The organism is Micromonospora sp. AKA38 (genome assembly GCF_027925725.1).
In the GTDB taxonomy this organism is placed as follows: domain Bacteria; phylum Actinomycetota; class Actinomycetes; order Mycobacteriales; family Micromonosporaceae; genus Micromonospora.
The window spans coordinates 192105-203861 of sequence record NZ_BNEI01000001.1; the positions used below are offsets into that span (position 1 = coordinate 192105).

Annotated in this window: 13 protein-coding genes and 1 tRNA gene; 6 read left to right on the forward strand and 8 right to left on the reverse strand. The window is 71.5% G+C overall.

The genetic code is table 11. From position 1 onward, the window contains the following. From TPA0908_RS00965 to TPA0908_RS00985, 5 genes are read right to left on the reverse strand one after another with little or no spacing between them, the layout of a single operon-like run. A complete protein-coding gene (locus tag TPA0908_RS00965; protein ID WP_281933770.1) occupies positions 1–1506 on the reverse strand; it encodes a peptidoglycan D,D-transpeptidase FtsI family protein in 1506 nt (501 codons plus the stop codon). Further along, entirely contained in the window at positions 1503–2993 is a 1491-nt protein-coding gene (locus tag TPA0908_RS00970; RefSeq protein WP_281933772.1) for an FtsW/RodA/SpoVE family cell cycle protein, read from the reverse strand. Before TPA0908_RS00970 ends, TPA0908_RS00965 begins: the two co-directional genes overlap by 4 nt. A 28-nt stretch (positions 2994–3021) precedes the next feature. Continuing rightward, positions 3022–4467, reverse strand: a complete 1446-nt coding sequence (locus TPA0908_RS00975; RefSeq protein ID WP_281933775.1) for a PP2C family protein-serine/threonine phosphatase — start codon at positions 4465–4467, stop codon at positions 3022–3024. Further along, entirely contained in the window at positions 4464–4958 is a 495-nt protein-coding gene (locus TPA0908_RS00980) for an FHA domain-containing protein FhaB/FipA (RefSeq protein WP_281933777.1), read from the reverse strand. Before TPA0908_RS00980 ends, TPA0908_RS00975 begins: the two co-directional genes overlap by 4 nt. A 6-nt stretch (positions 4959–4964) precedes the next feature. Then, on the reverse strand, positions 4965–5768 hold the full coding sequence (locus tag TPA0908_RS00985) for an FhaA domain-containing protein (protein WP_107158181.1): 804 nt from the start codon (positions 5766–5768) through the stop codon (positions 4965–4967). A 208-nt stretch (positions 5769–5976) separates the two neighbouring features. Here TPA0908_RS00985 and TPA0908_RS00990 point away from each other — a divergent pair. The 4 genes from TPA0908_RS00990 to TPA0908_RS01005 all read left to right on the forward strand — a co-directional run bounded on the left by TPA0908_RS00990 (position 5977) and on the right by TPA0908_RS01005 (position 8738). Continuing rightward, positions 5977–6062: transfer RNA gene (locus TPA0908_RS00990), tRNA-Leu, on the forward strand. 71 nt (positions 6063–6133) lie between these two features. Continuing rightward, positions 6134–7243 (forward strand): NAD-dependent epimerase/dehydratase family protein, encoded by a 1110-nt coding sequence (locus TPA0908_RS00995; protein WP_281933778.1) that lies wholly within the window; start codon positions 6134–6136, stop codon positions 7241–7243. Then, positions 7240–8046 (forward strand): WecB/TagA/CpsF family glycosyltransferase, encoded by an 807-nt coding sequence (locus TPA0908_RS01000; protein ID WP_281933779.1) that lies wholly within the window; start codon positions 7240–7242, stop codon positions 8044–8046. Before TPA0908_RS00995 ends, TPA0908_RS01000 begins: the two co-directional genes overlap by 4 nt. A gap of 89 nt (positions 8047–8135) precedes the next feature. Next, the gene (locus TPA0908_RS01005; protein WP_281933781.1) at positions 8136–8738 is read left to right on the forward strand and encodes a hypothetical protein; all 603 of its coding nucleotides are present in this window, start codon (positions 8136–8138) and stop codon (positions 8736–8738) included. Here the strand turns inward: TPA0908_RS01005 and TPA0908_RS01010 are convergent. The 3 genes from TPA0908_RS01010 to TPA0908_RS01020 form a co-directional block, all read right to left on the reverse strand. Beyond that, a complete protein-coding gene (locus TPA0908_RS01010; RefSeq protein ID WP_281933783.1) occupies positions 8706–9110 on the reverse strand; it encodes a hypothetical protein in 405 nt (134 codons plus the stop codon). The genes TPA0908_RS01005 and TPA0908_RS01010 overlap by 33 nt on opposite strands. Positions 9111–9261: 151 nt before the next feature. Then, complete coding sequence (locus TPA0908_RS01015) at positions 9262–9483, reverse strand: DUF397 domain-containing protein (protein ID WP_107158178.1); 222 nt, start codon at positions 9481–9483, stop codon at positions 9262–9264. Beyond that, a complete protein-coding gene (locus TPA0908_RS01020) occupies positions 9453–10334 on the reverse strand; it encodes a helix-turn-helix domain-containing protein (RefSeq protein WP_281933785.1) in 882 nt (293 codons plus the stop codon). Before TPA0908_RS01020 ends, TPA0908_RS01015 begins: the two co-directional genes overlap by 31 nt. 596 nt (positions 10335–10930) lie before the next feature. Between TPA0908_RS01020 and TPA0908_RS01025 the strand changes: the two genes are divergently transcribed. After that, on the forward strand, positions 10931–11218 hold the full coding sequence (locus tag TPA0908_RS01025) for a hypothetical protein (RefSeq protein WP_107158176.1): 288 nt from the start codon (positions 10931–10933) through the stop codon (positions 11216–11218). 97 nt (positions 11219–11315) lie between these two features. Further along, positions 11316–11750, forward strand: a complete 435-nt coding sequence (locus tag TPA0908_RS01030; protein ID WP_281933788.1) for a hypothetical protein — start codon at positions 11316–11318, stop codon at positions 11748–11750. Positions 11751–11757 lie beyond the last annotated feature (7 nt).

Below are 11757 nucleotides of genomic sequence, written 5' to 3' on the forward strand. Positions count from 1 at the left end.
TCAGCGCCTCCCGGAGTCCGCGATGGCCGCCGCCATGATCCGGCCGGCGATCCGGGCCGCCTCCGCGCTGCCGCCGCTGCCGGCCTGCTCCAGCTCGACGCAGACCGCGGAGAGCGGCGTGCCGTCCTTGTCCAGCGCGAAGCCGATGAACCAGCCGTGGTCCGGTGTGTCCGGCCCGGACTGCGCGGTGCCGGTCTTGCCGCCGACCACGTACCCGTCGATGGCGGCCCGGCGACCGGTGCCCTCCTTCACCACGTTCTGCATCATCGACCGCAGGTCGGCGGAGACCTGGCTGCTGACCGGGCGTCGCAGCTCGCGCGGCTTGGCCGCGTCGTAGACCGTGGTGCGGTCCGGCCCGAGAAGCTGCTTCACCAGGTACGGGCGCATCTGGCTGCCATCGTTGGCCACCGCGGCGGCGATCAGCGCGCCCTGCAACGGCGTCATCCGCACGTTGTTCTGGCCGATCGACGACTGCGCCAACGCGGCCTGGTCGGTGCTGCCGTCCGGGTTCTGCATCTCGCCGGTACGGCTGGCCGCGACCGGGAGACCGCCGTCACCGTTCTGCCCGACCGTGAGGTCCTCCTGCTCGAAGCCGAACTGCTTCGCCTTCTCCTTGACCTTCTCCGCGCCGAGCCGCACGCCGAGCTGGGCGAAACCGGTGTTGCAGGACTCGGTCACCGCCTCCCGCAGCGTCACCTCGGACTCGGGGCAGATCGACGGCGCGGCGTTCCGGATCGGCACGCCGGCGCCCGGCGCGGTGTAGCTCGACCCGGCCGGGATCTGCGTCTGCTGGCCGACGCCGTTCTCCAGCGCCGCGGCGGCCATGACGACCTTGAAGGTGGAGCCCGGGGGCAGCACCTCGGAGAGCGCGCGGTTGGCCAGCGGCCGGTCCTTGTCCTTCTCCAACGCGTTGTAGGCCCGGTCGGCCTCCGTGCTGGAGTGGCTGGCCAGCGGATTCGGATCGAAGCTCGGCATGGAGACCAGCGCCTGCACCGCGCCGGTACGCGGGTCGATCGCGATCGCCGCGCCCTTCTTGGCACCTACCTGATTGTCGTTGAGCTGCTTGAACGCTGCTTCCTGGGCCCGCTTGGAGAGGGTCAGCAGCACGTTGCCGCCACCGGTCTCGTCGCCGGTGAACATGTCCTTGATCCGGTTGGCGATGAGCGCGTCGCTCGTGCCGGCGAGGAAGTCGTTCTCCAGCCGCTCGATGCCACTCGCGCTGCCGTTCACCGGCTTCCAGCCGAGCACGTGCGCGTACATCTCCCCCTGGGGGTAGGTGCGCAGGTACTTCAGCTCCCCGCCGGTCTCCTTGCTGAGCGCGTACGCGGTGCCGCCGACCTCGATGTTGCCGCGCTTGCGGTCGTACTCGGCGACCTGGACCCGGCCGTTGTAGTCGCTGGTGCGGTACTCGTCGGCCTTGTACGCCTGGATCCAGTTCAGGTTCGCGAAGAGCAGGCCGAACAGGATCATCACGACCACACCGACGCGGCGCAGGGGTGCGTTCACGGCCGGATCACCTCCGTGGGGGCACCGTGCAGCTGGTCGGGCGGGCCGCCGGCGGGCCGGGCCGCCGAGCCACCACCGCCGGTGACCGGCCGACGGGCGCCGTCGGAGACCCGCAGCAGCACGGCGATCAGCAGCCAGTTCGCCATCAGCGAGGAACCACCGGCGGAGAGGAAGGGCGTGGTCTGACCGGTCAGCGGGATGAGCTTGCTGATCCCGCCGACGATGACGAAGACCTGGAGGCCCAGCGTGAACGCCAGGCCGCCGGCGAGCAGCTTGCCGAACGAGTCGCGCACCGCCAGCGCCGCCCGCAGGCCCCGCTCGACGATCAGCAGGTAGACCACGAGCAGCGCGGAGAGACCGAACAGGCCGATCTCCTCACCGATGCCGGCGAAGATGAAGTCGGTCTGCACCTCGGGCAGCAGCGTCGGCTGACCGCCGCCCGGCCCGGCCCCGAACAGACCACCGGTGCCGAGCGTGAGCAGGCCCTGGACGAGCTGGTAGCCGCGGTCGTACGGCTCGGCGAACGGGTCGAGCCAGATCTGCGCCCGGTCGTAGAAGTTGGCGAACGGGCCACCCACGGTGCTGCCCAGCAGGTAGGCCAGGTAGGCGCCGCCGAAGAACAGGATCAGACCGATGAGCAGCCAGCTCACCCGCTCGGTGGCGACGTAGAGCGTCACCACGAACATGCCGAAGTAGAGCAGCGAGGTGCCCAGGTCCTTCTCGAAGACCAGGACCAGGATGCTGACCAGCCAGACCACCAGCACCGGGCCGAGGTCCCGGCCGCGCGGGAAGTCGATGCCGAGCACCCGCCGGCTGGCCAGCGACAGCACCTCCCGCTTGCGCACCAGGTAGTACGCGAAGAACGTGAGCAGCGCGAGCTTGGCGAACTCACCCGGCTGGATCTGGAACCCGCCGACCCGGATCCACAGCTTGGCGCCGTTGATCTCGGAGAACCGGCCGGGCAGCACCGCCGGGATCATCACCAGCACGATGCCGGCCAGCCCCAGCGTGTACGCGTACCGGGAGAGCGTGCGGTGGTCGCGCAGGATCGCCAGCAGCCCGGCGGCGAGCGCCACCGCGGCCAGCGTCCACGCCAGTTGCCGGCCCCCGGTGCCGGCGAAGATGGCCAGGTCGGCCCGCTCCGCCGGCGCGGCCTGGGCCAGGTCGTAGCGGCGCAGGAAGCCGACCCCGATGCCGTTGAGCAGCGCCACCGCCGGCAGCAGCGCCGGATCGGCGTACGGCGCCAGCCACCGGATCACCAGGTGCAGACCCAGGAAGACCAGCCCCAGCGCGGCGGCCGGAACCCAGAAATCCGACGTGATGGTGTCCAGCGCCTTGGCCTCGATCATCGCCGCGTACGCCGCCACCAGCACCATGGCGAGCAGGAGCAGGGACAGCTCGGCGTTACGCCGGGACCGGGCCAGGCGTACGCCGGACTGCTCGCCCGTCGATGCGGGCGAGGCGGCCGGTGCGGCGGCTGCGGTCACGGATGCGTCCTCGGGATCGAGCCGGCGCTCACTCCGGCGACCGGCAACCGGCGGGATCGGCCGGCGGAACGGTGTCGGAGACTACGGCGTCGGGCGTGATGGTCAACGTCGGTGTGGGCGTCGGCGGGACGGGCGACGGGGTCGGCGGGACGGCGCTGCCGGTGGCCGCCGGGGACAGCGCACCAGTCGTCGCCACCGGCGTCGGGCTGGGCGTGGCCGGCGCCGTGCCGGGCGCCGGACTCGGCGGGCAGAGCGGCTTGAGGTTCGGGTTGGCCGGGTCGTCGCTTGTCAGTTCCGCCAGTCGGCGCTCGGCGTCCGGTTCGCTCTTGGCCTGGATGCCCTGCTTCACCCGCTCCTGGGCGGCCAGGGTCAGGTCGTCGAGCCGGGACTCGCTGCGGGCGTGCACGTCCGACAGGTCGAGGCCGGCGACCTGGCCGGGCACCCCCCGGAACACCGCGAGCTGACCGTCGTCGGTGGCACCGACGTAGTACTGCCGCTGGGTGTACGTCCAGCCACCGAAGACGGCGCCGGCGACGATGACCGCCAGCGCGAGCGCCATGGCCACGGTCCGCAGCGGCCGTCGCCGGCGCGGCTCGGGCTCGTCGTCGCGGTTGTCGGCCGGCTCCTCGGGCACGGGCGCCCGGGGCGCGGACAGCGCCGAGGCGCGGGCCGCCGGGGTGGAGTCGTCGGCCGATGTCGCCATGCCCCGGTCCCGGGCGGCGGCGCCGCCGACGATCGGGGACGCCTCGACGATGTCCTGGTCGGTCGCGTCGGCGATGATCACCGTGATGTTGTCCGGACCGCCGCCGCGCAGCGCGAGCTGCACCAGGCGTTCCACGCACTGCTGCGGGTCCGGGTACTCCCGCAGGGTGTCGCCGATGGTGTCCGCGCTGACCACGCCGGAGAGGCCGTCGGAGCAGATCAGGTAACGGTCGCCGGGCAGCACCTGGCGGACGCTGTACTCCGGGTCGATGTCCCGGCCGTCGAGCGCACGGGTGAGCAGCGAGCGCTGGGGGTGACTGCTCGCCTCCTCGGCGCTGATCCGGCCCTCGTCGACGAGCATCTGGACGTAGGTGTCGTCCTTGGTGATCTGCGCGAACTCGCCGTTGCGCAGGAGGTAGGCCCGCGAGTCACCGATGTGGACCATGCCGAGCTTGCTGCCGGAGAAGAGGGTCGCGGTGAGCGTCGTGCCCATCCCCTCCAGCTGCGGGTTGGCGTCCACGGTGTCGCGGAGTTGCTGGTTGGCGGTGCCCACGGCGGATCGGAGCGCGTCGACCAGGGCGTCACCGGGGACGTCCTCGTCGAGGGGCGCCATGGCACCGATGACGATGTTGCTGGCGACGTCACCGGCGGCCATGCCGCCCATGCCGTCGGCAACGGCGAGCAGCCGCGGTCCGGCGTAGACGGAATCCTGATTACCGTCTCGGATCAGACCGCGGTCACTGTGGGCCGCGTAGCGCAGGGTCAGAGTCATGGCCGTAATTCGAGGGAAGTGCGGCCGATCCGGATCGGCACGCCGAGGGGGACGGGGGTTGGTCCGGTGACCTTAGCGCGATCCAGGTAGGTGCCGTTAGTTGATCCGAGGTCCTCGACGTACCACTGCCCGTCACGCGGCACGAGCCGGGCGTGTCGCGCCGAGGCGTAGTCGTCGGTGATCACCAGTGTCGAGTCCTCCGCACGACCGATGGTGATCTGCGCTTCCCCGAGCGTGATCCGGGTGCCGGCGAGTTGACCGGCGGTGACCACCATCTGGTGGGCGGCGCGGCCCCGCTTACCCTTCGCCGGCTTGCCGGGCGGGGCGGGCTGGTTGGTCGACGCGCCGACCCCGCGTGGCGCGGCCACCAGGCGACTCGACCGGGCCCCGGCGAAGAGGTCCCGGCGGATCACGCCGACCACCGTGAAGACGAAGATCCACAGCAGGATGAGGAACCCGAACCGGGCGACGGTGATGACGAGCTCCGGCAACGGGGATCAGCCGTCCACGCGGAAGGTCAGCGTCGTGGTGCCGAGCTGGATCATGTCGCCCGGGTTGAGGGCGACGGCCGAGACCCGCTGGCCGTTGACCATCGTGCCGTTCGTGGAGCCGAGGTCGGTCAGCACGACCTGGCCGCCGTCGAAGTCCAGCCGGGCGTGGCGCCGGGAGATGCCGACGTCGGGCAGACGCAGGTTGGCCTGGTCACCGCGACCGATCACGGTCGAGCCCATCTGGAGCGGGTAGGTGCGCCCGTCGCCGGAGACCAGGCGGACGTTGCGACCGCCGCCGTGGCCGGGCGGCGGACCGTAGCCGCCACCCTGGTCGTAGGCCGGGTACGCCGGGCCGGCGTCGTAGCCGCCCTGGTCGTAGCCGCCCGGCGCGGAGACCGGCGCGACGTCGCCGCCGGTGTAGACCTCGGCGGTGACCCGGAACATGCCGGTGTCCAGCCCCTCACCACGTTCGACCTCGACGATCACGTCGCCGTAGACCGTCCAGGCCTGCTCGCCGATGAACTCCGCCTGCGACTGGGCCAGCTCCTGGGCCAGCGCGGCGGCGTACGGCGCCAACCGACTGTGGTCGTACGGCGAGAGATCGATCACGTAGCGGTTGGGCACCAACGTGCGCCCACCGGCCAGGATCGCCTTGTGCGCCTCGGCCTCCCGCTGCATGGCGTTGAGGATCTCCACGGGGTGGACCACCCCTTTGAAGACCTTGGCGAAGGCCCCCTCGACCAGGCCTTCCAGACGCTTCTCGAAGCGTTGCAGCACGCTCACCGGCTCCTCCTCGGGTCCCGAGGCAATGATGGTATCCGGACACCGCCTCCGCAGCTCACACGCCGCTCGGCCGGCTACCGTCGACCCGTTCGTGACCAGGCCCGCGAGCGTGCTACAGTTTCGCCCGCCACGAGCGGTGATCGTTCGTGGCGTGACCAGTGGACAGCGTAATATGTCCCGACACCCGCCGCAGATGGCGGGCGAGGGATGCGATATGGTGTTCCGGTCGTGCCACGGGGATGTGGCGGAATGGCAGACGCGCACGGTTCAGGTCCGTGTGTCCGAAAGGACGTGGGGGTTCAACTCCCCCCATCCCCACCAGAACGAGGGCTCCGCAGGCTGCGGGGCCCTCGCGCCGTATCGGGGCGTACCGGACGTCACGCTATGCTCCGATGGTTTCCCTGCCTCCCATGGACCAGGAGTGGCGTGTGAGTGTCGCGTTGGTGACCGGTTCCGGCGGTCTGATCGGCTCCGAGGCGGCCCGGCACTTCGCCGGCCTCGGCCTCGACGTGGTCGGCATCGACAACGACATGCGGCGGTACTTCTTCGGCGAGGACGGCTCGACCGCGTGGAGCCTCGACCGGCTCGCCGCCGACCTCGGCTCCGCGTACACCCACCACGCCGTGGACATCCGGGACCGCGACGGCCTGGAGCAGGTCTTCACCCGGTACGGCCGGGACATCGCCGTGGTGATCCACAGCGCCGCCCAGCCGAGCCACGACTGGGCCGCCAAGGAGCCGTTCACCGACTTCGACGTGAACGCCGGCGGCACGCTCAACGTGCTGGAGAACACCCGGCGGCACGCGATCGACGCGCCGTTCATCCACTGTTCCACCAACAAGGTCTACGGCGACCGGCCGAACTCGCTCCCGCTGATCGAGCTGGAGACGCGCTACGAGCTGCCCGAGGACCACCACTGGTACGGCGGCATCACCGAGGACATGTCGATCGACGAGTCGCTGCACTCGATCTTCGGCGCCTCGAAGGTGGCCTCGGACGTGATGGTCCAGGAGTACGGCCGGTACTTCGACATGAAGACCGCCTGCTTCCGGGGCGGCACGCTGACCGGCCCGGCGCACTCCGCGGCCGAGCTGCACGGCTTCCTCGCCTACCTGATGCGGTGCGTGATGGAGGGCCGGACGTACAACCTCTTCGGCTACAAGGGGAAGATGGTCCGGGACGCGATCCACTCCCACGACGTGCTCACCGCGTTCGAGGCGTTCTTCCGGGAGCCGCGTTCCGCCCAGGTCTACAACCTCGGCGGTGGCCGGCACTCGAACACCTCGCACATCGAGGCGTTCCGGATCGCCCAGGAGATCACCGGCCGCGAGGCGCGGATCAACTACGTCGAGCAGGCCCGCACCGGCGACCACCAGTGGTACGTCAGCAGCATGGCCCGGTTCGAGGAGCACTACCCGGCCTGGAAGATCACATACGACGTGCCGATGATCCTCCGCGAGATCCACGAGGCGAACGTCGACAAGTGGGTGCCGCAGGCATGAACGGCGGCACGAAGCGCAACGTGCTCGGCGTCGGCGTCGACGCGACCGACTACGCCCGGGCCACCGAGGCGGTGGTCGACGCCGCCCGGGAACGCCGTCCCCTGGCGCTGACCGCGCTGGCCGTGCACGGCGTGATGACCGGGGTGCTCGACCCGGCGCACAACGCCCGGCTCAACGCGTTCGACGTGGTGACCCCGGACGGCCAGCCGGTGCGGTGGGCGCTCAACCTGCTGCACGGCGCCGGCCTCACCGACCGCGTCTACGGGCCGGAGCTGACCCTGCGGGTGCTCGCCCGGTTCGCCGACGAGGGGCTGCCGGTCTACCTCTACGGCTCCACCGAGGAGACGCTGTCCCGGCTGATCCCGGCGCTGGAGCGCAAGTTCCCGGCGTTGAAGATCGCCGGCGTCGAGCCGTCCAAGTTCCGGGCCGTCCAGCCGGGCGAGGACGCCGAGATCGCCGACCGGATCCGGAGCAGTGGCGCGCGCCTCGTCCTGGTCGGGCTGGGCTGCCCCCGCCAGGAGGTCTTCGCGTACGCCATGCGACCGCTGCTGGACATGCCCCTGATGGCGGTCGGCGCGGCGTTCGACTACCACGCCGGCCTGCTGCGCAACCCGCCGCCGTGGATGCAGCGCGCCGGGCTGGAGTGGTTCTGGCGGCTCGGCCTGGAGCCGAAGCGGCTCTGGCGCCGGTACGTCATCCTCAACCCGGCCTACCTGGCCCGGCTCGCGGCGCAGAAGACCGGCCTGTGGAAGGCCACCCCGCCGGCGCCGGCCACCGGGCGTCCGTCCACCTTCGACGTCTGATCCGGCCCGCCCCCTACGGGACGACGTTCCGGGTCGACCGGGGTGCCGTCCCGGATTCGGTGGACGTCGAACTGGGCAAGGCTGAGGCCATGGATGACCGTCTCGCTCTGCTGCTCCCCGTCGCCGCCGTCTGGCTGGCCGCCGGCCTGGTCGCGGAGGGCCTGCCCGGGCGGCGCCGCGCCCGCGCGCTGCGCCGGCGTACCGGATGGTTGTCCGCACTGGTGCTGACCGGCCTCACGCTCACGGCGGCGGTCCTCGTCGCGGGCCTGCAGAGTGGCGGCGACACGGCGCTCGACCGGGCCGCCGCCGGGCTCGCGGTCGCGGCGGCCCCGGCGGCTCTCGTCGCGGTCTGCACGGTACGCCGGCTCCGGCGGCTGCGGGCCGGCGCGAGCGCCTTCACCGCGGCGCCGGGCACCCCGGCGCCGCACGGGCTGCGGGCCGCCGCCGCGCACCCGCTGATCGTGCTCCCGATCCAGGCGACCGCGCTCGCGGCGCTGGTGGCGGTGCTGCCGGCCGTCGGGGTCGACCTGTTCGCCGCGCCGGGGGTGGCCGGCCCCGCGATCACCGTCGCGGTGCTCGGCGTGGCCGCGATCGGGGTACGCCACGCGCTGCGGCACAACCGGCTCGCCGAGCGGGCGATGCCCCGGGCGGCCGTGGTGTCAACGCGTCCGGCCGGCGCCCTGCACGTATAGCAGTTCGAGGATTGCCCGGGTCGCCTCGAACCAGCGGTCCAGCCAGCCGGGCGGGGGCACGCTCCCCCTGGGCGGCAGCTCCAGCAGCAGCCCGCGCAGCAGCGGGTGGTCCACCAGGGACTCCTGCTGCTCCATCGGCCACCCGCTGGGCGGGAACGACGGCTCGGTCAGCGGGTTCGGGTCCAGCGACGGCAGGGAGAGCGTCGGCGCGGACGGCTCCGGCGCGCCCGCGTCCCGAGCGGCGAGGTCCTCGCCGTCGGTGGAGACCACCTCGGTCAGGACGGTGTCCCGGCGGGCCCCACGGTACTTGCCACCGAACCGCTCGGGCTTGCCCGGGCCGTTGGTGAGATTCTCTGAACCGATCGTCGTCATCAGTCTCGCCTGCCTCGTTCGGTTGCCGATCCGTGCGGTTCAACGAGGCGGAACGGAACAGGCGACGGGTGCCCGGCGTCGGCGGCCGGTGGACGTGGAACGGTCCCGCCCGACGACGCTGGCGGGCGGGACCGTTTCTCGGGGGTACCGATCAGCTTTGGCCGAAGGCTCCGCCCCGGGCCCGGGCGACGAATGCGTGCCAGTCACCGGGGGCGAAGACCAGGGCGGGGCCCGCCTTGTCCTTCGAGTCCCGGACACCGACCGCCCCGGTCACGTACGCGACCTCCACGCAGTTGTCGCAGTTCGGTCCGCTCTTCGAGCTTTTGAACCACGTCGCCTGCGTCAGGTCCACGGGGAACTCCTTGGTCGCCATTTCCACAGCGGCTCCTCTGCCAGTCTCGCGATGTGTGCGACGGACTCCTCCGGTCTCATGGCCGCTGCTCGAATGTGATCGAAGATGAAGCTGTACTTCTGAAGCTCGTCGCTCTTCTCCAGGAAGAGCCCACCCGTGGCGTTCTCCGCGTACACGACATCGGGATCACTCGGTTCGGGGAAGCTGAGGATCGTGAAGGTGCCGTCCATACCGGCGTGTGCCCCCACCTCGAAAGGGAGGACCTGCACCGTCACGTTCGGCAGTTGGGCCACCTCCACCAGCCGCTTGAGCTGACTACGCATCACCGCGTCGCCGCCAACCGGCCGGCTCAGCACCGCTTCATCGAGCACCACCCACAGATCGACCGGATCGTCCTGGGTCAACAACGACTGTCGGCCCAATCGGACACGCACCCGTTGGTCGATCTGATCGGCGGTGAAGTCCGGACGGGCGGCGCGGATCATCGCCCCGGCGTACTCCTCGGTCTCCAGCAGGCCGGGCACGACCTGCTGCTCGTACGCCCGGATCTGGCTGGCCGCGGCCTCCAGGCCGACGTACGCGCCCACCAGCACCGTGCTGTACGGATGCCACCACCCCTTCTGCCGTGCCTCGCGGGCGATCTGCACCAGCTCGTCGCTCTCCGCGCCGACCACCCCGTAGATGCGGAGCATGTCCCGCACGTCGCGGGGCGTCGCGGTGGTGTGGCCGGTCTCGATCCGGGAGACCTTGGACGCCGAACACTCCAGCTGCTCGGCGACCACCTCGATGGTGATGCCGGCGGCTTCCCGTTGCCGGCGGAGTTCGGCGCCGAGTCGGCGCCGACGGATGGTCGGGCTGCGCCGTTCGCTCACGACGCGGCTCCAGGACTCGCAGTCACCCGGCTACCTCCGGTCGGTCGCGCCCGGTTCCACACCCGCCGTGGGCGCGACCGGCGGGCGGCGGGCAAGCGTTCGCGGCGGGGGTGGTGCCGGTCGTCGACCGGCCGCGACGGGCGAAACCGGCGTCCAGTGTGCCGGCCCGGCACCTGAGGCTTCAAGCGTCCGGTTCACGTGTCCCGCTCACCTATCGGCAAAAGTCGACGTGCAACTTGCATGTCGCACCTCGCTGATGCACTCTGTCCGTATGGCACGGGTTACTCACCGTCTTCGCTTGATCTCCGCGCGTGGTGACACCACGATCCGCGGGACGGCCGGAGGGGAGCCGTCCCGCGCCGTGCGACCTGCCCCGGAGTAGAAGACCCCGCTGCTGCACGCCGTCTCGGCTGCGGCGGCGGGAGCGGTAACCGGGAGCAGCCGGGTGATGGTCGGGTGGCGGCTCGCCACCGCGGGTACGGCCCGACCAGCACCGACCGACCGCCGGTCCACGAGGTAGACCCCCCGTCACCGGACCGCACCGACCCGTTCAAACTCGCCGGCCCCGTGCCGGCCGAACCCTCCCAGGAGCCCATGTGCTTCCCCGCTCCGGTGACGTACTGCACGTGACGCGCGCGGCGAGTGTCCAGTTCTTCCGACCGATCATGTTCCGGATGATCCGGGTGCTCGACTGGCCGGCCTACGACGGTTGGCTCTGGCTCGACGGCTACGAGTTGAACGCGGCGGGGGACGCGGTCAACCGACGGTCGATCTTCGTACAGCAGGAGGGGCTGCGGCAGATCCAGGCCGCACCGGTCCCCCGGCAGCACACCGTCCGGACCGCCCGCCGTCCGGTCACCCGGACCCCGGTCCGGGTGGGCTGACCTCACGATTCCCGACCGGTGGGCGTGCCGCCGCCATAGAATCGGTACGCCCACCCCGGCACGTTCCACCCCGCGCGCCACGGACCCTGAACCAGGGATGGTCATGGTCAATCTGCCCACCGCGCGGCGGCACCACAGGTCCCGCACCGGCTACGCCCTCGGGCTCTTCGTCTTCCTCGGGGTCGCGACCGCGCTCGCGCTCGTGGTCCGCCACCCGGCCTTCTCCACCACCCAGCAACTGGCCGAACCCGTACCGGCCCCGGAGATCACCGTGGCCGGCGCGGACGCCCGGCCGACCGTCGAACCGGACGACGACGAGCCGGACGAGATCGAGCAGCCGTCGGTGGCGGACGGGGCCGACGCGTCACCCCCGTCCGGTGCGGCGGGCAGCGGGGCCGGCGGCGGCATGCTCGCCGACCGCCCCACCGAGCCGACGGACCTCAGCCGACCGCTGTTCTACTCCGGTCTATTCGGTCTCGCCATCTCGCTGGCCGGGCTCGGCCTGGTCGGCGCCCGCCGCCGACAGTGGTGAGTACGCG